This window comes from Vibrio celticus, assembly GCF_024347335.1.
GTDB classification, from domain to species: Bacteria; Pseudomonadota; Gammaproteobacteria; order Enterobacterales; family Vibrionaceae; genus Vibrio; species Vibrio celticus.
Window position 1 is genome coordinate 679542 of sequence record NZ_AP025463.1, and the last position, 26217, is coordinate 705758.

Genomic DNA, 26217 nt, shown 5'->3' on the forward strand with positions numbered 1-26217 from the left:
TTAGCTTTATTCGATTTAGCAAAAATAACCGAAATAATTCCTTCCATTTTTCGCAACCCGACTATACTTAATTTACGACTCAAAGCAGTCGTAAAGAATAGGATTTTTGATTTACCTAAGTAAAAAAATGGTTATATCCTCATGATATAGCTTAAAAAACTACCAGGCTAAACGGACTTAGTTGGTCTTAAAGCGCTAGCTCCCCCTAGCGCTTTTTCTTTTATGTCGATTCTGGCAAAAGGGTCTGAATCCTTTTTAGCAGTTGCTCGATCTCTTGTTTTTCATAGTGAGCCGTCACTATCGGTTGGCTGCTTTCTCTTGGGAGTAATGCCGTTTCGATATGGTGCTGCAATAAAGCATCTTGTGAGTTGGCGTTGAGCTTCTCTGCAAGTATCACAGCTTGTCGACCAATCGTGGTGAAGTCTTGTTTGATGGTGGTCAATGGTGGATTAAAAAACGCACTGTCCTCGATTCCATCAAAGCCGACGACCGCAACCTTATCAGGGACAGGTATCTGCAGTTCTTGCAGTGCACGTAAAGCTCCCAATGCCATCTGATCACTTGCCACTAACACGGCATCAAATACGGCTTGTTTAGAGACAGCTTCTCGAACGCCAAGGTAACCACTTTCTGCTTGCCAGTTTCCTTGATATTGATACTGCACCTTACTCTCTGCATCTGATAACACGGCTAACCAACTTTGATGACGAATCTTTGAGGCACTGGATTCATTCGGGCCAGTGATCAGCAGGAAGTCCGTTCGTCCGCTTTCAAGTAGATGTTGAGCTGCCAGTTTTGCTCCTTCCGCATGATCACCGCAAACATAGTTCACTTGGCTGTTAGAAGGGACATCAATGAAGATAAGGTTGAGGTGCTGATATTGTTCCACTAACAATTCTGCATCGGCACTCTTTAAAGGCACATTCAGAATAATGCTGTCGACCTGTTGAGCCATCAGTTCACGAATAGCCTCACGGGTGTTCGCGAGATTAGGCTCGGAAACAACAGAGAAAGCGACGCCATAACTCATATCATGAGCCTGCATTCGCACGCCATTGGCGATCATTGCTGCGCCATGCAGTGCCATATCGAGAGTGACTAAACCAACGCTGGTGGACTTGGCTCGACTGAGCATTTGCGCACCTTTATTGGGTACATATCCCAGTTGCTTTATGGCGGCGTTAACCTTGTTACGGGTGGATTCCGCGACGTCTTGTGAGCCATTGGTTACTCGAGATACCGTCTGGGTGGATACCCCTGCCAGTTTTGCTACGTCTTTGAAGGTGATACTCATCGCTCTGCTCATCGAATATTTTAGAGTGAAATAAGCCTACCGAAATTTACCAAACTAAACTCTGCTCACTCTCAAATAAATGTCTTTTAAAACATTAAAAATGTTTGCGGAAACAGTCGATCTTGTGCAAATTTTTCGAATATTAAAGCCAATTTACATCACGATTTTGTGGGTTTTGGATACTAATCTGGCGTGATGGGTTCACTATTATTTCTATATTATGTTTACGAAAACAATAGAGATTAGTAATGAACGAATTTATTCACTTAAAGAGTAAAAACCATAGTTTGATCATTAAATCAGGGCGTGTTCCAGAGGTTTTGCATTGGGGGGCAAAGATCGCAAGTATTGATGAAGATCTTCTGCTTTCGACAGAGAGACCGATTTCCCAAGCACGACTTGATGTGGATGTGCCTCTCTCTCTTTGTCCTGAGTTAGGCAGTGGGCACTTTAACGCTCCGGGCATTGAAGGTCATAGAGAAGGGCTTGATTGGGCTCCCGTCTTTAAGACAGTTCGTTACGATGCTCAAGATCAAGAAGTGAGTTTCCTCCTTGAAGACAAGGTTGCTCTACTGGATCTTAAGGTTGAGATCAAACTGGATTTCGAATCTGACGTCGTCCAAAAGCGTGTAACCATCACCAATAAAGGCAGCAATAAATACTACCTGAATAAGCTTTCTTCTACGTTGCCATTGCCGAATCACGCCAACGAACTCATGACGTTCCATGGCCGTTGGTGTCATGAATTTCAAACGCAACGTCAGCGTTTTGAACATGGCGGCTTCATGCAAGAGAACCGTCGCGGTCGTACTTCACATGAAAACTTCCCTGGCATGTTTGCAGGCACTCAAGGGTTCTCAGAGCAGAACGGTTTGGTGTGGGGATTTCATTTGGGTTGGAGCGGTAACCACCAAATGCGCGCGGATGTTCGTAGTGATGGCCGCCGCTTTGTTCAAGCGGGAGAGTTATTGCTAGCGGGTGAATCGATTCTAGAACCAGAGGCTACTTATCAGACACCTTGGCTCTATGCCTGTTACAGCAATTCTGGCTTGAACGGTATTGCTCAGCGTTTTCAGCAATTTGTTCGCGACAATATTATTCAATTCCCAACCGAAAAACCTCGTCCCGTTCATTTAAACACATGGGAAGGGATCTATTTTGATCACAAGCCTGAGTACATCATGAAGATGGCAACGGAAGCGGGCGTGATGGGCGTTGAACGTTTCATTATTGATGATGGTTGGTTTGTGGGGCGTGATGGTGAACGTACCGCACTGGGCGACTGGTATTTGGATGAGGTGAAATACCCAAATGGCTTAGAACCTGTGATTGAACATGTTAATCAACAGGGTATGGAGTTCGGGTTGTGGGTTGAACCTGAGATGGTAAGCCAAGATTCTAATCTTTACCGAAATCATCCTGATTGGGTGCTTGGTTTACAAGGGTATCATCAACCATCTGGCCGTTGGCAGTACGTGTTAGACCTACAAAATGAAGCGTGTTTTAACTATTTGTATGAACGCCTCAATGCGCTTTTGACTCGATACAACATCACTTACCTTAAGTGGGACATGAACCGAGAGTTGGTTCAACCTGGGCATCAAGGTAAAGCTGCTGTGCATGGTCAAACTAAAGCGCTATATCGCCTTGTTGATGAGTTGAATCGAGCGCACCCAGAAGTCGAGATTGAATCTTGTTCTTCGGGCGGCGGCCGTATCGATTTTGAAATTCTAAAACGAACACATCGTTTCTGGGCATCGGATTGTAATGATGCCTTAGAGCGCCAAGCCATTCAGAAAGGCATGAGTTACTTCTTCCCACCAGAAGTGATGGGGGCGCACATTGGCCCAGCAGAATGCCACTCAACCAACCGTCGTCACAGCATCAATATGCGTGGTGTAACTGCACTCATGGGGCATATGGGTGTTGAGCTTGACCCTGTTAAAGAGTCACCGGAAGAGAAACAAGCATTCTCACATTACATTTCACTGCATAAGCAATTTCGTCATGTTTTGCATTCTGGTCGTAGTTTCCGAATGGATCCTTCGGACAAAAATCAGAACATTTATGGCGTTGAAAATGACGATGAAATGCTGATCACCGTGTGCCAATTAGCGATGCCTGAATATGCTCTGCCTTCGCCACTTCGTATTAGCTGCGTGGAAGACAACGCGATGTATCAAGTGAAGTTAGTGGACATGCCAAAAACCAGTTTCCAGTTGATGAAACAACGCCCCCAATGGCTCGACAAAACGTTAACCCTGAGTGGCGATAACCTCAAAGAGATTGGATTGACCTTACCTATTCTCGACCCAGAGTCTGCCTTGATTGTTCATCTGAAAAAGATATGAAACGCTAACTCTGAGTACCCCTACAAATAAAATTCTAAATATAAAAATATAATCGGCAGCGAGGAATTGCTGCCGCAATAACTAAACTTAAGGAAAACAAAATGTCTATTACAGTTCTGCTGTCATTCTTGTTATTTACTGGTTTTGTTGTCGCGTTTACCTACAACAAAGTTAAAAATGACAAGAACACCTCACAAGACGGTTTCTTTCTTGGCGGAAGAAGCTTAACCGGTGGTTTGATTGCCAGCTCCCTAATTTTAACCAACTTGAGCGCGACTAGCTTTGTTGGCATGAGTGCACAAGCTTATACCCATAACATGAGTGTCATGGGGTGGGAAGTGGCCTCTGGTGTCACTTTGGTGATCATCGCTTTGATGCTGGTACCGCGTTACCTGAAGCAAGGGATAACGACGATTCCTGATTTCTTAGAGAGCCGTTACGACATGTCGGTGAAGAAGTTTGTGACGTTACTTTTCTTGTGCCAGTACGTCATCAATATCTTGCCAACCACACTTTATGCCGGTGCCGTTGTTCTGGGAGAGATCTTTGATGTTCAAGCTCTGCTTAATATTTCAGAATTCAGCTCTATTGCCCTAATTTCAGCGACGATCGGTCTACTTGGTTTCTTTTACGCGATTTATGGTGGACTCAAAGCGGTCGTGATTGCCGATACTATTAATGGTGTTGGTCTTATTATTGGCGGCATGATGATCCCCGTGTTTGGTTTAATGGTGTTGGGTGAGGGCAGCTTTGGTGCTGGCTTGGATATTCTGCTTTATGCCGCGCCAGAGAAACTGCAATCGGTTGGTACAGAGACTGATCCACTGCCGTTCTCAACACTGTTTACTGGTCTGCTTTTGGTGAACTTGTACTACTGGGGTACTGATCAATCCATCATTCAACGCGCATTGGGTGCTAAGAACCTGAAAGAAGGTCAGAAAGGGGTTATCCTTGCTGGTGCGATTAAGGTTATCTCTCCGCTGTTTTTGATCATTCCAGGTATTATCGCTTTCCATATGTTTGGCGCAGATGCTGGTAACCCAGATACCATGTACACTCGTTTAGTGAATGAAGTTTTGCCTAAACCGCTGGTGGGCTTCTTCGTTGCGGTGATGTTTGGTGCCATCCTAAGTACATTTAATGGTGTGCTTAACAGTTCGACCACTCTATTTGCATTGAATGTCTACAAACCTTTGTTTGGCCAAGGTAAAACGGATGAAGAGCTAGTGGGTAAAGGCCGTATCTTTGGCGTTGTGATCGCGATTATCTCGGTATGTATCGCACCATTCATCATGTACGCACCAGAAGGTTTGTTCCAATACCTACAAATGGTAGCGGGCTTCTTCAGTGTGCCAATCTTCACTATCGTGTTTGTGGGTTACATCTCTAAACGTGTGCCAGCTCTAGCGGCTAAAGTGGCATTGGTGGTATTTGTAAGTTCATACGCTGCGATGCAGTTAGTGTTCAAAACACCTATTCACTTCTTACACCAATTGGCGATTCTGTTTGTTGTATGTACAGCGCTGATGTTCATCATTGGCTACTTTATGCCACGTGAGTCTGAGTACGTGATGCCAGTCAATGAGAATATTGATGTGACACCTTGGGAGTTCCGTTTCGAGGCTTCGGCTATCATTCTCTACATGGTATTAGGTGCTTACGTGATGTTCTCTGATGTGGGCTTTGTATCTGATGATCCAACCATCATGCAGGTTTACGGTGTGTGTGGCATCGTGATGTTAGTCGGTATTTTGGGCCGATTAGCAAAGCGTAAGAAAGGACTTGCGACCGCGTAGATGAGTTAGGGTAATTAAAAACGAAAACGCCGCTCTTTGGAAATAGGAGCGGCGTTTTTCGATCTTGTGAAGATAAATGGAAGTCTAAAAAGAGAATCGAGTCCATTTCTTAGCTCGCCAGCGATAGGCCATAATGATTCCGCGGAACCACTCGTCCATCGCGATTGCCATCCAAGCACCTAATACGCCATAACCCCAATGCACGCCAAGCAAATAGCTCATGGCAACCCCAATGCCCCACATGCTGAGAATACCCATTTTGATCGGGAATTTAATGTCGCCAGCGGCCTTTAGACAAGAGATAAAGATCAGGTTAAATACTCGGCCAGCTTCAAGAATGATGGAACCTGCAATCAGTGCCGCCGTTAGCGCAATGATCTCTGGATCTTGCGTGAACAGATCGAGAATTTCGAAACGGAACACATAAACCATGCAGGTAATCGCAGTTGAGGCGATAAAGCCAACCACAAAGTAACGTTGCACGCGCTTGGTGATCTCGTCAATCCAACCCTTACCAATGTAATAGCCAGTTTGGATTTGGCTGCCTTGACCAATTGCCAGTGCAAACGCAAAAGAGAGACGAGCGATGTTTTGTGCGTAAGTAAACGCAGCCAGTGAAGAGGTGCCCATCTGCACCACGAAGAAGGTAATGCTGATCTGAGCCATGTTATAAGAGAGCACTTCTCCTGCGTTCATCGAGCCGATCTTAATGATTTTTTGATAGATGGCTTTAGGCACAGATTTAAACTGCTTCACTGGTAGATCAATACCTTTGCTTCTGACCACACCAATCAAGATCAACATCCCGATCACTTGGCTAATGACGGTCGCAGTCGCAACCCCTTGCACGCCGTATACAGGCAAACCAAAAGGTTGATATAAGGCGCAGTAGTTACCGAATACGTTGATAACGCCAGCAATCATGTTGATCACCATCGGTGACTTTGAATAGCCATGACTGCGCAAAATAGTGGTGAGAACCACACCTATGGTTACATTGAAGGTGAGAGCACCACTGATGAACAGGTATTCTTGCGCGTACTGTTCAACTTGAGGTTCGAGTTGATAAAGCGGGATAAAATATTCAGCAACAAGAACGGCAATCACACTCAGTAGCACACCTGCAATAATGGCTAGAATGATACTTGCTACACCCACGTGAGCGCTCTCTTGAGTGCGGGAGGCACCGTTGTACTGCGCGATTAAAATACCCGTACCACTGCTGACCATGGTCGAAACAATGATCAGGAAAAAGGATATCTGAGAAATAACACCAACGGCAGACACGGCTTTGTCCGAGTATCCCGATAGCATGAATACATCACTGGTGTTGAGTGCGGTTCTTAAAAGAACTTCGATAAAAATTGGCCAGGTGAGCGCAACGATTCCCATACGTTTGTTTAGGGTGGAATCAGCATTAGGCATTTAGGTTTTCTCAAAAAAGGGGTAGGCGACACTATAGTTTAGCGATTATTTAGTAAACGACTATCAAATTAATGTCCGGAAGGCTAATAAGGATAAATAAAATTTGAATAAGTCTTCAGAAACCAATGTTTCAATGAGAGTGATGAAATTTTTGAGCGGGATTTCATAGCAAGAGCACTCTTTGTTTTTTTGTGAGTAAAAGGTTGCCCGTGTTAGCGGAGTACAGCGAATTGAGTAAAAGGATCATGGTAGGCCAAATGGTCTAAGTGCTTGTTGTTCGCTTATTTTGCTTCAGGTGTAAAAAAGGCACTCAGCGAGATACTGAGTGCCAAAGTCTGAAATTTATGAGGTTATGTTTTCATTGAATTCCAGAAGACAGGTATAGGTTTGATTTACTCTGCGTCAGTAAAGAAATCGTTGTAAAGCATGTACAGGTGAGCCGCACTCCAAGAGAAGTTTGGTGCGCCTTGTTGTTCACCATTTAGTGGGTTGTAGTTCTCACGGATAGGACCGTCTTGAACTAACCCATCAGCATGGTCAAAGAACGCGCCTGCCATTTCAATCGCATCATCACGGTAGCCGTAGCTGTCCATGCCTTTAAGGCCGAAGTAGAACTGGTCTACCCATACGCGTCCACGCCAGTAAATATCTGGGCCAAATGCTGGGCTAGAAAGCGCTGCCGTACCCAGCGGAACGTAGGTGTTGAACTCTGAGGTATCTTTCATCACAGAAACAACCGCATCAGCGTGATCTTGCGTTGCTGCGCCATTGAACAGTGGTGACCACCCTTCAGGGCCTTTACCACGTTCTACAATCGGTTTACCTGCACAGCCATTGGCTAGTGGTTTGTCTTCAATGCGAATGTCGTAGAAGAAGTTAGTGCCTTCGTCGAACATACAAGTGTTGATGTAGTTCGATAGGTGTTCTGCTTTTTCACGGAACTCTTTTGCTTCTGCGTCTTTACCTAGAATGTCAGCCATTTCTGCTAGGTACTTGTTATCGCTGTACATGTAGCTTGCTTGGTCGACAGATTCTTGCAGTAGCGAGTAGCCTAGCAGTGTGCCGTCTTCAGCGCGGTTTTGAGCGAACTCAACATCCCAATCGCTGCGCTTACCACCGTTTGCAACGTATGCGTCTAGCTGATCTTTATCAATGAAGCCAAATGCGGCTGCATCGTCACGGCCTGATTCCCAAGATGCAGCCGTTTGTGCGGGGCTCTCGATGTAATCGTAGTTACCCTCTGCAATCACTTTATCCAGTGCCGCTTGGCCTACGACTGTTTCGTGCTTATCGCCACGAACCACGGTGAAGTACATTTCACCTTCAGGTGTATTGTGTGCTTTGTCGCGTGCTGCGCCGTATTCTGGAACACCGTTGCCGTTGTTATCACGGTTGCGTAGCCACCAATCATGGTATGCCACGAGCTTTGGATACATCTCTTGTAGCCAAGCTTCGTCGCTGGTGGTCTTGTAGACTTCCATTACTGCCCATGCTGCTAGGCTTGGTTTGGTGTTACGCTCATTCCAGTTACCGCCGTCGCCGCCACGTTCTGGGCTTAGGTTGTAAGCGAGTAGATCGGGCACGTAGCCCTCATCCCAAGGGCGAACGGCATCGTCGGCTTGGATTTGGTAAGCGAACATTGCACGGATGTTATCTTTCGCTACGTCTGGGTTGAAGTGAGCCATTGCGTAGGCTTGTTTCCATGTGTCCCAAGGCCAAGTTTGGTTACCTGAGAACCAACGCGCGGTTACCGATGGAGTGACAGAATCAAACTCCATCGCACCAGCAGCGCCACGCCAGTTACCGTTTAGGGTTTCCATCGCTTTTACCGCAACACGCTCTTGCTCTGGCGTTGCATTCGGGTTGGTCAGGCCCATTTCTAGGTAACCTTCCCAACGCGCTTCAGATGCGGCTAAGAAGTCGGTCGGGTTTGCCATGATCTTTTTGATTTCTGGCTGTTCAGCTTTCGCTTCTTCTGCCGTTAGAACATGCGAGTAAGTCGTGTAGATGGTGGTCGATGCTTCAATGTTTGCCGTTGAAGTAAACGCTAAACCATCCACTGTGGTTTGTGTTGGAATCGACTTGTGAACTTGGTATTCAGATTCACCAGAAGTCAGTAGACCCCACGTTGAACGCACCTTACCGAAAGTCACCTTCAAGCCATCGTCAGTTGCGACGATTTGACGGTCATACTCAGGGTAAGTCTCAGCGATTGTTTTGTCGGTTTGTGCCACGCCTTCTTTGGCGTGCGTCTTTTCTAGTAGTTCACCATCCCACACCAATTCAACCGGTGAGTCGGTGGTGATTTTGGTCTCTAGCAGAGAGGTACGGTTAGAAGCAAAACGCAGCGTCATTTCTACTGTCACATCGTCAGATTTTAGTGTCTGAACCAATGCGCCCGGTAGGCTGTAAGTTTCCATCGTGAATTCGATTTTTTTTCCGTCTTTGAACACGCTTAGGCGATCAAAGTTGTCAGCCATGAAGTTGATGTACTCTTCGGTAAGCAGAGCAGTACCCGGGAAGCCGCCCATGCCTTCAGCTGTGTCTGGCAGTAGGTGACCGTGCCATGCACCTAAATCGAAGAATGGGTTGAAACGCTGGTGGTCATCGAAGTCGTAATCACGCATGTATTCTGGTGAGCCAGTACGGTCGATAACGTTCTTAAATTGGCTTGCTTGAAGCTCTTCAGAGCCTGTATTTGATGAGCAACCAGTAACAACAAGTGCTGCACCGATAGCGATAGCTGCGAATGATTTGTTCAGTTTCATAGTGAGTTCCTGTTATTACCAGTAGAAGTATTGCATTGCGAACACTTGTGCGTCGCCGATTTCAGTGTCGCTGCCTACGCCAAAGCGGCTATCGAAAGCAGTCGCAAATGTGCCGTTGCCGTATTCGTACCAAACGCCCGCGTTGATGTAAGAGGTGATTTCTTTGTCGCCGTTGTCACCATCAAAGTTTGCGTAGTTGTAGGCTGCCGAAAGGTAAACGCCCTGAGCCGCTTCGTACCAAGCACTGGTTTGAATGCCTGATTCGCTACCGAAAGACTCTTGGTTACCTTTATCGGTGTCGTGCCAAATACGCGTAGCGAAGTTTTTGTATTCAGCACCCAATAGCAATAGTTCACCGCCATCGTTGTTACGCACTTCACCGCCACCCATTAGGGTTAAATCATCGGTCAGATCGTATTGGAGGTAACCGTTGACCATGGCGTTCTTATCTTTCCATTGGTCTGCAAAGTTGTCGTATTTACCGAAGTGAATCAGTGCATCGTCTTCAGAGAAGTCAGATTCTGGCGCGAAAGAAACGCTGTAGCGTAGCTTGCCTTCTAGGTTTTGGATCTTCACACCAACATGCACGTCACGCGTGTTTGAGATCGCGTAGCCGTACTCGACGGTAGGGTCACCCCACCATTGAACGTCATCCAATGAAGAGTCCATACGACCAACAATAAATTCTGTTTTAGCGTCGGTGCGGTAGCCAGCGTAAAAGCGGTTAAAGCCACCTTCGAAGCCGCCCCAGCCATGGCCAGTTGCCCAAGCATTGCCTTCGTCGTCAGCTTGTACTGTCCAGCCTTCCATGTAAGCAAGACCGAACCAATTTCCGTGCTCGATAGCCAAGCCTGCTTCGATGTAAGTACCGTCTGCATAACGGCCTTTGTCGTCGCCTTCTAGTGCAACGTGACCACCAAGGCCAAGCTCACCATAGAAGTTAAATAGGGTTTCTGTTTTAGGGGGCTGAGTGTCGCTGTGGTTAGCGGCTGTTTCATCAGCGTGGGCATTAGCCGTTAGAGCAGCAAGGATACAGCTTGTAATAAGAGTGGTTTTAGTAAAACTACTTTTCATTTTAATCACTTCTGTGTCGGGGTTGTAAATGAAGGTTCGTAAGCAGTTCTGACTTCTAATATGGGGTGCTCTTCAAGGCGTATTGGTCAGGTTACTTACGATCGCAAAACCGATATTAATGATAATTTTGATGTTTAAAATTAATTCAGTTTAAAAGTGTGATCTATTTTTAGTAAATATTTACTTTGTTTTTATTTTGACTTTAAGTTGAATGTGTAGAGGCATGGCTAGGGTGGTAGCTATTCAGTCAGCGAATCACTTTGTAGGCGGTTAGATTGTTGAATCGAATGTCTTCTTTCTTGAATAGCTTTGATGAAATCTAGGTGTTGAGTAGAAGTGTTCCAACAAATAAAAAGGCACTCACCAAATGCGAGTGCCTGAAGTTTAAATGTGAGTGCCTTAAGTTTTCAATCAGAGTGTAGGGTAAAACTAAGCGTTCGCTGGTTCAGGTTTCGCTTCTAGTTTTTTCTCTTCTGGAGATAAGCTTTTCTCGTATTGACCGTACTTCCACCATGCGTAGCCAAGGAAGATCACAATACCACCCACGTTGTAGAAGATGATGGTCATGATGTCTGCGCCTGTTGGGAATGTAGAAGCGAAGAAACCAACGGTGAAGATAGCGATAAGGATCGATACTGCTGTAATACCGACCGTACGAGAACCCATGCGGAAATCACGTGGTAGGTGGTCCAGTTTCACGCGCAGGTGCAGGTAAGCAATCATGATGAACAGTGGCGGTAGCATAGAAGCTGCTGCGGTCATGTTGATGATGGTGCTCATCAAGTCTTGAACGGTGTCAGACGCCAACGTTGGGATGAACATCAGTGGAATCACGATGAAGAACTGAACCCAAGCTGCACGCTCTGGTACACCTTGTTTGTTAAGCGCGACAGTCTTCTCGCCAAAGATGCCTTTAGGGATTTCAGAGAAGAAGATCTTAACCGGTGTCGCCGTCCACATAAGTAGAGAGCCCAACATCGCAGTGAATGAAACCACACCAACGAAACGGTTCATCAGGATTTCCGACAGTCCAAAGTGTCTTGCTAGTCCTTCAAATACCTGCACTGAGCCGCCAGTAAATTTAGGCTCTTCTCGCGACACAAACACGTTTGCTAGTACTGAACCCACCGAGTAAAGCGCACCAATGAAGATACCGGCAATGATGATCACTTTAACGAAAGACTTGTGACCACCTTTGATGTCGTTGACGTAAACCGCTACCGATTCTGCACCGCCAGCCGCCATGAAGATCCAAGTGATTACCCCAAGGAATGCCCAGTTAAAGCTTGGTGTCATCGCTTCAATGGTGATTGGGTCTGCTGGCTCGATACCACCGATCAAAGCACCGCCAGACAACAAGATGTAAGACATTGTTAGCAACAACATAAGCGACGATGTTAGTGAGGTGATGGGGCCTAGTAGTTTCGCGCCATTGTTTGAAATGTGCGTAGCAATCGCAAACAAAATGGTACTGAGGATCGCCGTGGTGATTGGCGTGAATATGTACTCAAACCCTAAGAACGCATACGACGTATAAGCGATGATTCTAGGCAGCAGAGAGGTGAAGAAGAACAGATTAACAAACCAGTAGGTATAAGCCGAAATAAACGCCCGCTTCAGAGTTTTTATTCAGTGACACAAACTCTGCAACGATCAAACAAAATGGCACAAAGTAAAAGATGGTTGCTAGAAAGAACATCGGAGCCGAGGAAAGGCCGATCTCGATGTTGTTATTAATGATGTTATTGAAGCTGTATACCGCCGCGAAGGTCATAGACAGTAGGGCAAATTTGCCTATCGTACTGCGTTTATTTTCGGACATGATGTTCTCCGGTGAATCACGTTGATGATCGTTATAACTTGGTCCTAGAGAGGGAAGCTCTAAGCCGCACTTTTATTGTTATGTTGGTTTGGCAAACACCCGCTTTGTTTTATCAGGGTTGGCTCATTGTTGTTTTTATAGATTTACGATCGGACTTCTTTGGGCTTTTTCTCTCTGGTATTTCAGTAAAGTTATTACCAAAACAAAGAGTTAAAGATTAAGAAGTTCATTGAAGAGATTGCTGGTTTCATGAGCGACGATTTATAAGGCTTGTAGGGGCTTTTTGTCGCTTTTTTTATATGAATCAGTTTGTCTCTTCAGCAAGAAGATTAAAGATTAAGCGGCGGGAAGTTAATCGAAATTGATCAAATATGTGACCTTGAGTAAATAAATTTAGTTAATGTTTTACCTTGGTTTTTATTCGAGTTTTATTACCTATTAATTGGTGTTTTTCGTGAACTGAAACCTTGACGGAACGCCGTTTTTATTTTTTGGTTTGTCGTTTAATTGTCTGATTTAAAACAAAAAAAAGCGCCTTGGTGGGCGCTTTTAAAGTTGGGGGGGTAATGCAGAGAGCTACGATTGCTTAGCTGTTTCTAGCTTTGCGTCTTTACCTGCCTGCTTTTTTTCAAAGCGAGAGATCCACCACCAAGCAAGACCAGAGAATACCGCTGTCATGAAGACGTTGATGAAGAAGGCTTGAACAAGGTCAACACCTGTCGGGAATGCCGATGCTGTCCTGCTCACAACGAAGATACCAATCAGTACCGAAACCACTGCCATACCTTGAACTCGAGTACCCATGCGGAAATCACGTGGTGTGTCGTCATGCTTCAAACGGAATACAAAGTACGCCACCATGATGAAGATAGGCGGAAGCATTGCGGTACCAGCGGTTAGGTTGATTGCTGTGTTCATCATGTCTTGTACTGATTCAGAGCCGAAGCCGTTAACCACAAGCATCACGAATACAAACGCGAACTGCCACCAAGCTGCACGTACTGGCACGCCGTGTTCGTTAAGCTCTGTTGTTTTCTCGCCGTAAACACCTTTAGGAATTTCAGAGAAGTGAATTTTTACTGGAGCTGCTGTCCACATCATCATCGAACCGAACATGGCAACGAATAGGATAATACCGACGAAGCGACCCGTTAGAGATTGTGAGATGTCGAAGTAGTTTGCCATACCTGTGAAGATTTCAACCATGCCGCCAGCGTAGGTCAGTTCATCACGAGCAACGAATACGTTTACTAGAAGAGAGCCAACTGCGTACATTGCGCCGATTGCGATACCTGCACCAATGATAACCTTGATGAAAGACTTGTGACCTCCCTTAACATCGTTTAGGTAAGCGGCTGCGGTTTCAGCACCACCGGCTGCTTGGAAGATCCAACACATGATACCTAGCGTTGCCCAGTTGATGGTCGGTGTCATTGCTTCAAGCGTGATTGGTTCTACTGGTTCATGGTTGCCGCCCAGTGCCATTAGTGCGCCGATAACGTAGATGGCAAACAGAGCGAATACGCCGTAGGCCACGATCTCGGCAATCTTACCTAGCCAGCTCGCGCCTTTGGTTGAGATGTGTGTCGCTGCTGCAAACAGAGCAATCGAGATAGCCGATGTGACGACTGGCGAGAAGGCGTATTCATAGCCCAACATCGCGTAAGACGCATAAGCGATTACGTTTGGTAGCAGAGATACAAACCAGAAAAGGTTTACGAACCAGTATAGGAACGAACCTAGGTAGGCTGCTTTTGAGCCTAGCGGTTTTTTAAGCCAGTCGTACATGCCTGACTCAGAATTTTTATTTGCAGATACGAATTCAGCAATGATGAACACGAATGGAATGAAGTAAATAAGGGTAGCGAGCAAAAAGATAGGGGCTGAACTCAATCCCAATTCGATGTTGTTGTTTACGATGTTGCGAACGTTAAATACCGCTGCAAATGTCATGGAGAGTAGGGCAAATTTGCCTAACTTACCGCGTACAGATTCAGACATAGTGTCCTCCAGGGAATCACATAATTATAGTCGTTATTTCCCTATGCTTCTTTGTAGGGAAGAAGCACAGAGGTTTTGTTCAGTCTATTTGAGCCTTGAACGGCAAGGCTCAAACGCGCTGTGAGTTAATAGGGTTATTGCTTACTTATTAAGGAAGTAACCGTCTTCAATGGTCACTTTCAGCACCACCTTGCGAACTCGGTTATCACCGTGGAAGCGGTAAGCTTTGCTGTTATCAAAGATCGCCACTTGGCCTTCAGATAACTCACGAGTTTCACCGTTACCCAGTAGGTGTTCACGGTCGGTTTCATCGCTGTAAGCTTGGGTCTGTTCAAGTTGAGACTTATCAGCAAACTCAACCGTTTCACGACCTTCCAAGTAGTAGTGCACATCAAAGTAACGACGGTTGCCGGTGAAGTTTTCTGTGTTACGAGCCACACCGTCTTCAATCATGTAAGCCAGTGAGTCACCAATCGAATACATCACGCCATCTTTGATGTTGCCGATGTTTTCAATCGCTTCTACACAGCGTTGCCATTTACGACCGTCGCGGTAAACGACTTTAAATTGCTCTAGGTTGTCTAAAACGATCATCGCTTATGCCTCGTTCTGTTGTGGTTGAGTTGTTGGCGTATTCGCCGTGAAGAACTCATCACCAAAGTTGTGATTGATTAGGTGTTGTGCGTCGCAATCGCCTGCTTGGAATGGAATCAGAGTTAAGCCGTAGCGGAACTCATCCATGTACACGCGGTAAGAATCCAATACTTCGCTGCCCCAAGAGTTTGAACCTAGGCCCATCACTTGGTGGTCTAGATTTAGGGTGATGTAACCGCTCTTCTCTAGTTCAATCGTATGCTGTGCTTGATGCAGGTTTTGGTTGGTGTAGAACCATGCGCTGAAGTTGATTTCTTGCTGTGGTTTCACCGCAATACCATTGCCAGCACGGCTTGAAAGCGCAGCCCAACGAACGTGTTGGCGGTTGCCGTTGTTTTGTGGGAACGGGTAGTTCTCGAACATTTCAGCCACGGTTGATTGGTACACATCAATCATGTTGGCTTGCTTGCTGTCTTGGTAGTTCTCTTCAGGGCCGCGGCCGTAGTATTGAACTTGGTCGAAATCGCCGTTGATGCCCATATCTAAACCAATCACTGGAATCACGTGAGGGTAATCACCGTAACGCTCGCCGCTCAGTTCAACGTTCAGTTGGCCTTCGGCACTGATTTGGTAGCGATATTCACAACGCATGCCGAAATCGAATACCGGTGGAGCAACGATACTGGTGGTGGTGATCTCAATCTTGCCGTTGTTCTCTTCCACGTTTAGCGTGCGGAAGTGCTCTTGCATGATCTGTAAGTGTGCAGGCTCCCAGTAACCATCGTGCTCTTGTTTATGGTTATCGATCATTGGCTTGAAGAAGTTCAGTTTAGGCTCCGACTTAATCAGTTCTTCGCCATTGACTAACCAGGACGTCAGCTTGCCGTTCACTTTTGAGAAATTCAGAGCAAAGTTGTGGCCTTTGATTAGGTAAGCTAAGCGAGACTCTTCAACATTCAGTGCAGTTGCATTGTTGTTCGTGAAGGCTTCAAGTTGTGCTGTGTTCTCTTTCACTTGGAACTGATAAACCGCGATGTCGTGGTTCGCCTCGCTGTATGAAGTACGAGAATCCTTACGAACCGTAAAGTTCACAAACACTTCGCGCGCATCAAGCTGTGGCAAGTTAAGCGTTAGTTCACGGCTAGAGTTCTCAGCCAGTTCTTCAACCTTGATGTGTTGTACGGCAATGGTTTCACCCTCAGCGCGGATTTCCGCAGTGATGGTGTAGTCATCGATATTTGAGAACCAAAGCTTGTTGTCTACTGTGAAGGTGCCCGTTTGTGCATCGAAATCGCGAAGCTTCACAGGGGCAATCACTTGCTTGTACTCTTTCAAGCCTGGGCCTGGCGTTTGATCCGGGTAGATCAAACCGTCCATGCAGAAGTTGTAGTTGTTCGGGTAGTCACCGTAGTCACCGCCGTATTTGTAGAACTCTGTGCCTGCTTCATCACGCGCTAGAATGCCGTGGTCACACCATTCCCAAACATAGTGACCTTGAATCGCATCGTGCTTGTAGAACACGTTTTGGTACTCGGTTAAACCGCCCGGGCCGTTACCCATCGCGTGTGCGTATTCACAGATGATGCGTGGCTTTTCGTGTGGGAATTCACCGAAGGCATTCATCAATTGAGCGCGTGAGTACATGGTTGAAATGATGTCGACCACTTCAGCGTCACGGTCTTCTTCGTAGTGAACCAAACGCGTGTCATCAATTGCTTTTGCTGCATCGTACATAGAACGGATGTTGCAGCCGTAACCAGACTCGTTACCCAGTGACCACATGATGATAGAAGGGTGGTTCTTTTGAGCGTGAATATGACGCTCGATACGCTCAACAAACACAGCTTCCCATGCTGCATCGTTAGTGATGCGGCTTAAGTCGCCAACGTTAGCAAAACCGTGTGTTTCAACATCGGTTTCGCCCATCACGAACAGACCGTAGATATCACACAGTTCGTAGAAACGTGGGTCGTTCGGGTAGTGCGCTGTACGTACTGAGTTGATGTTGTGTTGCTTCATCAACACTAAGTCTTTCTCTACGCGATCCATCCCAACAGCACGACCTTTTAGGTGGTCGTTGTCGTGGCGGTTCACGCCGTGAAGCATCACGTATTTGTTGTTGATGTAGAACAGACCATCGCGAACTTTAATGTCGCGGAAACCAACGCGTTGTGGGATCACTTCTAACACTTTGCCGTCAGCGTCTTTCAGCGTCAGCAGCAGTTGGTAAAGGTATGGGTTTTCAGCGTTCCATTGAACAGGGTTCACTACATCGATAGAGAATTGAGTATCGGCATTGCCGCCAGTCTGTTGGTTAGGAACAGTTAGGTTATCTACTGAGCCTTGCGAGATAACTTGGCTGCCATCAAGCAATGCGTACTCAAGGGTTGCGTTTGCCGCTGCTGCTAGGTTTTCTAGTTCCACTTTGCACGACAGGGTAGCGCTTTGGTAAGCGTCGTCGAAATCAGTGCGAACGGTAACGTCTTGAATGTGCAGCTGTTCTTTACCTACGAGGTAAACGTCACGGAAGATACCGCCCGTCCACCACATGTCTTGGTCTTCAATGTAGGTTGAATCGGCCCACTGCATCACACGAATAGAAAGTAGGTTGTTGCCTGCTGTTACCTGGCTAGAGATATCGAACTCAGCGGTTAGGCGGCTACCTTTGCTGAAACCTACATATTCGCCGTTTACGTAAACTTCGAAGTAAGTTTCAACGCCATCAAATTTGATGATGGTTTGTTTTTCGTCCCAGCTTTCGCCAAGGAAGAAAGAGCGTTGGTATGCGCCGGTTGGGTTGTCTGATGGTACGAAAGGCACATCAATTGGGAATGGGAAACCTTCATCTGTGTATTGAAGATCGCCGTGGCCTTCCATTTGCCACATGTTTGGAACCGTGATGTTACCCCAGTTGCTCATTTCCTGAGAATAGAACTCTTCAGGAACCAATCGCGGGTTGGTGAAATAGCTGAAATTCCATTGACCACTCAATAGTTGGAAGTGGCTGCTCAGTTCACGCTGAAACGTTTTTGCATTTTTTTCTGATGCGTACGAGAAGAAGTATGCACGCGGTGCCATACGGTTCTCATGTAAGTTCAGGAAGTTTTCCCAGTTGTTCACGTTGCCTCTCTCTCGGCCTGAATGCAATTTGCTGACCGACGTTCTTATGCGTAATTGGGTCGTAGTGAATACGAGTATTTTTGGACTGAGGTAATTATTAGTAAAAGTTTTACTAAATGAAATTGGTGAAAACGTTTTACTTTAACTTCATCACGTTTTTTATGGTCTTTTTACAGTGCTGTGTGATCCACTTAAAAGAATGCTATTGGCTGTTTTATACAGCAAGTTAAAGAGGGGGATACGTGGAGATTGATGTATGTGACGGGCACAAAAAAGGCCACCTTCAACAAAGGTAGCCTTTATTTATCTACTTGATATATTTAATTATTTTGTTGTATCGCGCAGCTTGAGTTTGCTTGGTACATAGACACGTAATGGGATGGTTCGGCCGTCGCGTACTTTCTCAATCAGCAGATTAACGCCTTGAATTCCCATCAATTCAGAGTGAATACGAACCGTTGATAAAGATGGGAAGGTAAATTTAGCTGTTGGGATGTCGTTTACACTGATCAGCGCAATATCTTCAGGAATGTTTAATCCGTGCTCATGAACTGCTCGTAAAACGCCAATTGCGATGGAATCTGACGCAATAAACATGGCTTTAGGGTAGTCGCCCGTCGCGAGCATCTGTTTTGCAAGCTTGTAACCTGATGAGCTAGAGAAGTCACCACGGTAGATGTCTTGCTCACTGACAACGTTCTTGAGGCCACCATATTCAGCAAAAGCGACTTCACGAATATCAGGGGTATTGACGTCGTCTTGGCCACCAATAAAGCCGATGCGCTCATAGCCTTGGTTGATAAAGAAGTTGGTGATCTCTTTGCTGATCAAAGCCAGGTCGATATCGACAGAGTCATAAGGTTCTGAGTGATCGGTAAAATCGACATAACAGATATTATCGCTCAGCTTTTTAGCTTGCTCGATAACCTCTGGTGTCATTCTACCCACCAACAAAACACCTGTGATTGGTGCTGAATTGATCTGTATTTTACTTTCATAACAGTTGGTTAGCTTAACTTCCATCTTTTCACATTGGGTTTCAATCCCGTGGCGAATCGATAGATAGTAAGGGTCGTTAACTTCCGCTTCTTGCTTGTAGTTATACAGTGCTAGGAAGTGATGGTTTTGTTTTTTACTGCTAACGGTTTTTCGTGAGCTGCTGGTTTTGTATTCCAACTTCTCTGCAATTTCAAAGATACGCCTTTTGGTCTCTTCCTTGACGCTTAATGTTGGATCTTCATTGAGAACCCTTGAAACTGTAGCCAATGATACATTCGCTTCAGTCGCGATATCTTTTAACGTTGCCATACTCACTTCCTGTTATTGGAACATTGCGCTGCTTTGAAATTGGTATTTAGTAAAAAAGCAATGCACCTCTTTATTCTACAGACCTATTGTAATCAAACTGGACGTCATTGCATTAACTTTTAGTAAAATAAATGCTCAACTCATCTGTGATGTCTCAAATCTAACTATCTATAATTATCTTATTAAAATTCAATTAATTAGAGGTTAACAGCTATACGTTCTCTCTATGTCATGATCAGTTCCAATGATGAAAGTTAGTGTAAACGTTTACACTTCGTGGTTTTGATCACAGAATTATAGTCAAAATGGCTGCTACTATTTCTGACATACGGTGCTACTGAGCTGAATGTCAGTTCGAGTTAGCCCACGAATGACGACAAAGAGAGGTTGATTGTGAAAGTACTGGTTACGGGCGGCATGGGTTACATCGGAAGTCATACATGCATTCAAATGATACAGGCAGGTATGGAGCCGATCATTGTTGATAACCTTTGCAACAGCAAAGAGCTAGTGTTGGAACGAATCGAATCGTTAACTGGCAAGCGACCAACGTTTTATCTTGGCGACATTCGTGACCAATCTTTTCTAGATGGCGTGTTTTCAGAAAATGATATCCAAGCCGTGATTCACTTTGCTGGCCTGAAAGCGGTAGGGGAGTCGGTGGCTAAGCCTTTGGAGTACTACGATAACAACGTCAATGGTTCATTGGTGTTAGCTCGCAGTATGAAAAAAGCGGGCGTGAAAAGCATCGTATTTAGTTCTTCGGCTACCGTTTACGGCGACCCGGAAGTAGTGCCGATTACTGAAACTTCACCAACTGGCGCGACAACTAACCCTTATGGTCGCAGCAAATATATGGTGGAAGAGTGCTTAAGCGATCTGTTCAACGCGGAGAACGATTGGAGCGTCACTTTACTGCGTTACTTCAATCCAGTCGGCGCACATCCATCGGGCACTATGGGTGAAGACCCACAAGGTATCCCAAACAACCTAATGCCATTTATTGCTCAAGTTGCTGTTGGTCGCCGCGAAAAGCTGGCTGTTTTTGGAAACGATTACCCAACACCGGATGGAACAGGCGTTCGTGACTATATTCATGTGATGGATTTAGCGGATGGCCATGTCGCCGCACTAAAAGTGGTTGGCGAGAAAGCGGGCCTACACATTTACAACCTAGGTACGGGCAAAGGCTCAAGTGTACTCGAGATGGTTGAAGCCTTCGCAAAAGCATCGGGCAAACCGGTTCCTTATGAACTTTGCCCACGCCGCGCAGGTGATATTGCCGAGTGTTGGGCAAGCACTGACAAAGCAGAGCGCGAGCTTGGCTGGAAGGCGACGCGTAGCGTGATGGAGATGACAGCGGATACGTGGAATTGGCAGTCGAATAACCCGAACGGCTACTCCCCTTCGTAATTGAAGCCGCAGCGTTGTTAGCTGCGCTTACCAATTCCAATCACATAGAAGATCTATGCTCATGGATATTGGAAATCTTGCTGCCTAGCTGCAACTCCAATTTCTTTGGGGAATGCAGAGGTAAGAGATGAGATTCCAGATATCTCGTACCTCGATTCTGGAATGACGGATGAGCATAAGGCTATGAAGTGGTTGCCTTTGCACAAATAGCATAACGAGATTACACATCATTCCCTACAGCGAGGCACGAGCGTGATAGGGAATCTCCTTGTAGAAGAATTATTCATCTTGGTGAATTGACCAAGACACAAAATTTGAGAGCAATCTAAACATGTCAAAAGTTGAATTTAACCCAGTAGACCACCCGCATCGTCGTTATAACCCATTAACGGGCCAGTGGATCTTAGTCTCACCGCACCGAGCAAAACGTCCTTGGAGTGGCCAAGATGAAAAACCATCGACCGTGCAGCTTCCTGCGTACGAGAAAGAGTGTTTCTTGTGCCCAACCAATACGCGTATCTCGGGCGACGAAAACCCAGATTACGACGGCACTTACGTATTCAGTAATGATTTCGCGGCCTTGATGCCCGATTCGCCTGACGCTCCAGAGTCTGAAAACCCTCTATTCAAGACTCAAGGTGTTCGCGGGTTGAGCCGCGTGATCTGTTTTTCTCCGGACCACAGCAAAACGCTGCCAGAGTTACCAGTAAACAAGATTCGCGGTGTTATCGACACATGGAATGAACAGATTGAAGAGCTAGGTAAAGACTACCTATGGGTTCAAGCGTTTGAAAACAAAGGTGAGACCATGGGCTGTTCTCAGCCACACCCACACGGTCAGATCTGGGCAAACAGCTTTTTGCCCAACGAAATTGAACGCAAAGAGAAACTGTTAAAAGAGTACTTCGAACAACAAGGTTCGAATCTTTTAGTGGATTACGTTGAAGCTGAAATGAAAGACGGCTCTCGTACTGTGGTTGAAACTGAACATTGGATTGCTGTGGTGCCTTATTGGGCGGCGTGGCCATTTGAAACCATGTTGCTACCAAAAACACACATTCGCCGTATGAGCGAACTGACTGATGAACAACGTGATGACCTAGCGCTTGCGATTAAGAAGCTGACTAGTCGTTACGACAACTTGTTCCAATGCTCATTCCCTTACTCAATGGGTTGGCATTATGCGCCGTTCTTCGAAGAAGGCACGGACATCGATCACTGGCAACTGCATGCGTTGTTCTACCCGCCACTGTTACGTAGTGCTTCGGTTCGTAAGTTCATGGTCGGCTACGAAATGCTGGCTGAATCTCAGCGTGATTTAACCGCAGAACAAGCAGCGCAGCGCCTTCGTGATTTGAGTGACGTTCACTATAAAGAGCAGGAATAGCCTACTTCGTAGATAACGAGTGAGATTCCTGATATCTCGTCCCTCGATTCTGGAATGACGACAGGTGGGAAGCTGATGTTGTCATTCCCTACAGTGAGAGACGAACGAGATAGGGAATCTAAAAGAATTAAAGTGGTGCCGTGAAGGGGCCATAACCAATTGAACAAAGAGTTTAACCAGAGAGTTTACTTATGTCTGACCTTATCCAAAACGTGAAAGCATCTTTTGAGCAAGTCCTTGGTTACCAAGCGACTCATATTATCCAAGCGCCAGGTCGTGTAAACCTGATAGGCGAGCACACTGACTACAACGATGGTTTTGTTCTACCGTGTGCCATTAACTACCAAACAGTAGTCGCAGCGGCTAAGCGTGATGACAACATCGTGCGCGTAGTATCAGTGGACTACGATAATGCAGTCGATGAGTTCGACCTAACTCAAGAGATCATATTCCAACAAGACAAGATGTGGGCGAACTACATTCGTGGTGTGGTGAAGTGCTTAAAAGGTCGCGGCTTTGAATTTACAGGTGCAGACATCTCTGTAACGGGCAACGTGCCTCAAGGTGCGGGTTTAAGTTCTTCTGCGGCACTGGAAGTGGTGATTGGTCAAACATTCAAGGTGCTTTACAACCTAGAGATCAGCCAAGCCGAAGTGGCGCTTAATGGTCAGCAAGCAGAAAACGAATTCGTGGGTTGTAACTGCGGCATCATGGACCAGATGATTTCTGCTGAAGGTCGTGCAAACCACGCGATGCTGTTGGACTGTCGTAGCCTAGAAACTCAAGCGGTTTCTATGCCAGAAGACATGGCTGTGGTTATTATCAATTCAAACAAGAAACGTGGTTTGGTCGACAGTGAATACAACACGCGTCGTGAACAGTGTGAAGAAGCTGCGCGCATCTTTGGTGTTCCAGCATTGCGAGATGTGACGATTGAACAGTTCAATGCCAAAGCCTCTGAGCTTGATGAAATGGTCGCTAAGCGCGCTCGTCACGTGATCACGGAAAATGACCGTACCGTTGAAGCGGCTCAAGCTTTACGTACTCATGATATGAAGCGTATGGGCGAGTTGATGGCAGAATCTCACGCTTCAATGCGAGACGATTTTGAAATCACAGTCAAAGAAGTCGACACTCTGGTTGATATGGTCAAAGACGTGATTGGTGACCAAGGTGGCGTGCGCATGACTGGCGGCGGTTTTGGTGGCTGTATCGTGGCATTGGTTCCGCCTGCTTTAGTCGATGAAATTAAAACAACGGTAGAACAGAAATACCAAGCAGCGACGGGTCTAAAAGAATCTATTTATGTGTGCCAAGCGAAAGACGGAGCAGGCTTAGTTGAAGTAATCTAACGGCTTCGAGACTTAATGTAGAGCTTACCAACTAAAAAGATCATGGTAGGCCAAATACTAAAGCCTTTACCTCAACGTAGAGGCTTTTTACTGGCAGTAGAAGGAATTTAGAATGACACAAGCGCAGAACCTGCACCAATCCATGACACAAACGGCAGCCTATGATGGTCACCCTGCTCAGTTAGTTACCTTGTCCAACAAGCATGGCATGCAAGTAACATTCATGGATATTGGCGCGACTTGGTTGAGCTGTATCCTGCCAGTAAAAGGAAACAGACGAGAAGTGCTATTGGGTGTCAACTCAATGGATAATTTCGAGAAGCAAGCCAGCTATATGGGCACAACCGTTGGCCGTTATGCTAACCGCATTGCCAATGGTCGTTTCAAAATTGACAGTCAGAACTACAAGCTGGAAACCAACCAAGCGGGCAACACCTTACATGGTGGTCCGAACGGATTTGATAAACGTCGTTGGAATATTGCAGAGCAAACCGAAACGTCAGTGGTGTTTACTTTAGAATCTGCTGATGGCGACCAAGGATTTCCGGGGAATTTGAATGTGTCGGTGCGTTATGACATCACCGAAGACAATCGAGTTTCTATTAATTATTCTGCAACCACCGATCAGCCAACCGTGGTCAACCTAACGAATCACGCGTACTTCAATCTACTTGGCGCAGAAGCCGGACACGATTGTTTGTCACACATTGTCAGCATTAACGCTAATCAATTCTTACCGACCAATTCGGTAGGTATCCCGTTAGGCAACCTTAAATCGGTGAAATCGACCAGCTTCGACTTCAATCAGCCTATGATGATCTCAGAGCGTTTGTTGGGGGATGAACAGCAGAAAGCAGCAAAGGGTTACGACCACTCTTTCTTATTGGCTGACGGCTGCAAGCGCACTCAATGTGCCGCTACCGTAACCTCACCAGATGCGCTCGTCACACTAAAAGTATTTTCAACCAAACCTGCGATGCAGCTATACACCGGAAACTGGCTTGGTGGTACACCAAACCGAAGTGGTGGTAGCTATGAAGACTACGCTGGTTTGGCGCTAGAAACCCAGTTCTTACCTGACTCTCCTAACCACCCAGAGTGGAAGCAGGACAGTTGTATTCTCAAGCCTGAACAAGAATATAACTACAGTACCTGTTACCAGTTTGAATTTTCGGGGGATTCTTCAAACTAGTACGCTCTAGTTCAAAGCGGTTACGCCAATGTCTTTTGCTTGTGAATAGGACGATGTGAATTATCGCGTTGTTCTTGGGGGATGAGCAAAAGTAGCGATCAATAAGAGTGTGGTTTATTAAGCGCGATTGTTGAGTATCCGAGTAAGGTAGGAAAGCCCTAACAGAAGCGATTCTGTTAGGGCTTTTTTTGTTTATTGCTTGGTTAGTGGACTAGAACTTAGACTTTCTCTACCGAATTGCGGCGTACCAGAGTTGGAGAGAACATCATTGGTTCAGTAGAGGTGTTTTCACCTTTGGCTAAGTGCAACGCGAGTCGTGTCGCTTTCTCTGCCATCATCTGAATCGGGTAGCGAATAGTGGTGAGCTTTGGATGAACATAGCGGGCAATCAAGCCATCATCGAAGCCGATGATCGACATTTTGTCTGGCGCTTGAATACCGTTTTCATCAAGGACAGACAAAGCACCAGCTGCCATGTAATCGTTGTACGCCACAATACCAGTGATTGGCAGTGACTTAGTCAAAAGATTAGTCATGGCGTATTCGCCACCGTCACTGGTGGGCGCTGAGTATTCAATATAGCTGTCAGATAGCGCTATTTTGTAATCTGAGAGTGCCGCTAAGTAACCTTGGATACGCTCATCGGCATCTTCAATGCTATGCGATGAGGCGATACAGGCAATGTTCTTATGGCTATGACGGATCAGATATTCCGTCGCAAGATACGCGCCTTTCTTGTTGTCCAAGAAAATACAACGGTTGGCAATCTCAGCAATATAACGGTTGATCAGCACTAAGCCTTTGACCTCTTTTGCATAGGCGATCAGTTCTTCGTCTGTCAGGCCTTTCGAGTGGATCACCAAGGCGTCACAACGGCTATTAATCAGCAACTCAATCGCTTGTCTCTCTTCTTCACGATCGTGCGAGCCGTTACCGACAAGGATATGTTTTCCGTTCTCACGAGCGACATTGTCGACAGCCTTAACCAGCGTGCCAAAAAAGGGATCGGAGATGTCACCGACCAATACACCAACAGTATTCGTGCTTTGGCTTACCAGCGCTCGAGCATTGGCATTCGGTCGATAGCCGAGTTTAGACATCGCTTTCGTTACAGACTCTACCGAGCTTGCACTCGCCTTGGGAGACTTGTTGATCACTCGAGATACGGTTGCAACAGAAACACCAGCTGCCTTTGCTACATCTTTAATTGTTGCCATTTTTAACCTCTATACATTGCTGCATCTATTTAACACCGACAATGATAGTAAGGCAACGAAACTCTCATTTTACTTCCAGTAATGAGATCTTTACCGCTTGTAA

At 46.0% G+C, this 26217-nt stretch carries 15 protein-coding genes and 1 pseudogene; 6 read left to right on the forward strand and 10 right to left on the reverse strand.

Features of this window, described 5'->3' with window-relative positions; genetic code table 11:
* Positions 1-220 precede the first annotated feature (220 nt).
* A complete protein-coding gene (locus OCV19_RS03290) occupies positions 221-1294 on the reverse strand; it encodes a LacI family DNA-binding transcriptional regulator (RefSeq protein WP_065677560.1) in 1074 nt (357 codons plus the stop codon).
* A gap of 248 nt (positions 1295-1542) precedes the next feature.
* Between OCV19_RS03290 and OCV19_RS03295 the strand changes: the two genes are divergently transcribed.
* A complete protein-coding gene (locus OCV19_RS03295; RefSeq protein WP_065677561.1) occupies positions 1543-3645 on the forward strand; it encodes an alpha-galactosidase in 2103 nt (700 codons plus the stop codon).
* Between the two features lie 101 nt (positions 3646-3746).
* A complete protein-coding gene (locus tag OCV19_RS03300) occupies positions 3747-5441 on the forward strand; it encodes a solute:sodium symporter family transporter (protein ID WP_065677562.1) in 1695 nt (564 codons plus the stop codon).
* An 84-nt stretch (positions 5442-5525) separates the two neighbouring features.
* On the opposite strand, the gene OCV19_RS03305 is transcribed toward OCV19_RS03300, so the two are convergent.
* From OCV19_RS03305 to ebgR, 8 genes and pseudogenes are all read right to left on the reverse strand, one after another.
* Positions 5526-6866 (reverse strand): MATE family efflux transporter, encoded by a 1341-nt coding sequence (locus tag OCV19_RS03305; RefSeq protein WP_017070359.1) that lies wholly within the window; start codon positions 6864-6866, stop codon positions 5526-5528.
* Between the two features lie 392 nt (positions 6867-7258).
* The gene (gene ygjK / locus OCV19_RS03310) at positions 7259-9634 is read right to left on the reverse strand and encodes an alpha-glucosidase (protein ID WP_065677563.1); all 2376 of its coding nucleotides are present in this window, start codon (positions 9632-9634) and stop codon (positions 7259-7261) included.
* Positions 9635-9649: 15 nt separating this feature from the next.
* Positions 9650-10708 carry a protein YgjJ gene (ygjJ, locus tag OCV19_RS03315; protein ID WP_065677564.1) on the reverse strand — a complete coding sequence of 353 codons (1059 nt, stop codon included), beginning with the start codon at positions 10706-10708 and terminating at the stop codon, positions 9650-9652.
* Between the two features lie 429 nt (positions 10709-11137).
* Positions 11138-12530 (reverse strand): annotated as a pseudogene (locus OCV19_RS03320) (amino acid permease).
* Positions 12531-13106: 576 nt separating this feature from the next.
* A complete protein-coding gene (locus tag OCV19_RS03325; protein ID WP_065677565.1) occupies positions 13107-14531 on the reverse strand; it encodes an amino acid permease in 1425 nt (474 codons plus the stop codon).
* Between the two features lie 141 nt (positions 14532-14672).
* Positions 14673-15125 (reverse strand): beta-galactosidase subunit beta, encoded by a 453-nt coding sequence (locus tag OCV19_RS03330; RefSeq protein WP_065677566.1) that lies wholly within the window; start codon positions 15123-15125, stop codon positions 14673-14675.
* Between the two features lie 3 nt (positions 15126-15128).
* Positions 15129-18245 carry a beta-galactosidase subunit alpha gene (gene ebgA, locus OCV19_RS03335; protein ID WP_065677567.1) on the reverse strand — a complete coding sequence of 1039 codons (3117 nt, stop codon included), beginning with the start codon at positions 18243-18245 and terminating at the stop codon, positions 15129-15131.
* Between the two features lie 324 nt (positions 18246-18569).
* Positions 18570-19553 carry a transcriptional regulator EbgR gene (ebgR, locus tag OCV19_RS03340; protein WP_017069515.1) on the reverse strand — a complete coding sequence of 328 codons (984 nt, stop codon included), beginning with the start codon at positions 19551-19553 and terminating at the stop codon, positions 18570-18572.
* A gap of 393 nt (positions 19554-19946) precedes the next feature.
* On the opposite strand from ebgR, the gene galE reads away from it, so the two are divergent.
* From galE to galM, 4 genes are all read left to right on the forward strand, one after another.
* Complete coding sequence (galE, locus tag OCV19_RS03345; RefSeq protein WP_065677568.1) at positions 19947-20966, forward strand: UDP-glucose 4-epimerase GalE; 1020 nt, start codon at positions 19947-19949, stop codon at positions 20964-20966.
* A 331-nt stretch (positions 20967-21297) separates the two neighbouring features.
* A complete protein-coding gene (locus tag OCV19_RS03350) occupies positions 21298-22353 on the forward strand; it encodes a UDP-glucose--hexose-1-phosphate uridylyltransferase (protein WP_065677569.1) in 1056 nt (351 codons plus the stop codon).
* A gap of 191 nt (positions 22354-22544) precedes the next feature.
* A complete protein-coding gene (gene galK / locus OCV19_RS03355) occupies positions 22545-23705 on the forward strand; it encodes a galactokinase (RefSeq protein ID WP_065677570.1) in 1161 nt (386 codons plus the stop codon).
* A gap of 112 nt (positions 23706-23817) precedes the next feature.
* The gene (gene galM / locus OCV19_RS03360) at positions 23818-24897 is read left to right on the forward strand and encodes a galactose-1-epimerase (protein ID WP_065677571.1); all 1080 of its coding nucleotides are present in this window, start codon (positions 23818-23820) and stop codon (positions 24895-24897) included.
* 218 nt (positions 24898-25115) lie between these two features.
* On the opposite strand, the gene OCV19_RS03365 is transcribed toward galM, so the two are convergent.
* Complete coding sequence (locus tag OCV19_RS03365) at positions 25116-26114, reverse strand: substrate-binding domain-containing protein (protein ID WP_065677572.1); 999 nt, start codon at positions 26112-26114, stop codon at positions 25116-25118.
* Positions 26115-26217: the final 103 nt, after the last annotated feature.